Origin of the sequence: Saccharothrix deserti (assembly GCF_009769385.1) — a bacterium.
GTDB classification, from domain to species: Bacteria; Actinomycetota; Actinomycetes; order Mycobacteriales; family Pseudonocardiaceae; genus Actinosynnema; species Actinosynnema deserti.
In genome coordinates this window covers 1-643 of the sequence record NZ_VKAB01000167.1, presented here as the reverse complement: position 1 = coordinate 643, position 643 = coordinate 1, and the positions used below count along the sequence as shown (strand labels likewise).

The following is a 643-nucleotide window of genomic DNA, read 5'->3' as shown; positions in this document are numbered from 1 at the left end:
TACAGATCTTGAAAGGCCAGGGTTGATCATGTGGTTCTCGGCGTGTCCTGCGTGGTCGTGATCGGCTTGTGGTCTACGCAGGAGTGATGCGATACGCGGATGGTGGTGGTCTGTCCGAGCGGGGCAGGGCCAAACGCGAAGCTGTTCGGTTGCAGGCGGCGGAGTGGTTCGCCGAGGATGTGGCGGTCGCGGAGATCGCCCGTCGGCTGCGGGTGTCGACCAACGCGGTCTACACCTGGCGGCGCCGATGGCGGGCCGAGGGCGAGGCGGGACTGGCGTCGAAAGGATCTGGCGGGTCGTCGTGCCGGCTGGACGAGCCGCGGTTGGACCGGCTGGCCAGAGCGTTGGACCAGGGCCCGGCCGCGCACGGGTTCGGCGACGACCAGCGCTGGACCCTGGCCCGGGTCGCCGATCTGATCGCCCGACTGTTCCACACCCGCTACACGCTGCGCGGCGTGTCGTATCTGTTGCACCGCATGGGCTTCTCCCCGCAGGTGCCCGCGCACCGCGCGATCGAGCGCGACGAGCGGGCGATCGCCACGTGGCGGCGGGAGACGTGGTCGGCGGGAAAACGGTAGCGGCGGAGCGGGACGCCTGGCTGTGCTTCGAGGACGAGGCCGGCCAGACGCTGCGCCCGCCGAAA

The 643-nt window shown here is 70.0% G+C and carries 1 protein-coding gene; it reads left to right on the top strand.

The genetic code is table 11. The annotated features are described in order from the left end of the window. The first annotated feature begins 86 nt into the window (after positions 1-86). The gene (locus tag FM051_RS50045; protein WP_158855018.1) at positions 87-578 is read left to right on the top strand and encodes a winged helix-turn-helix domain-containing protein; all 492 of its coding nucleotides are present in this window, start codon (positions 87-89) and stop codon (positions 576-578) included. Positions 579-643: the final 65 nt, after the last annotated feature.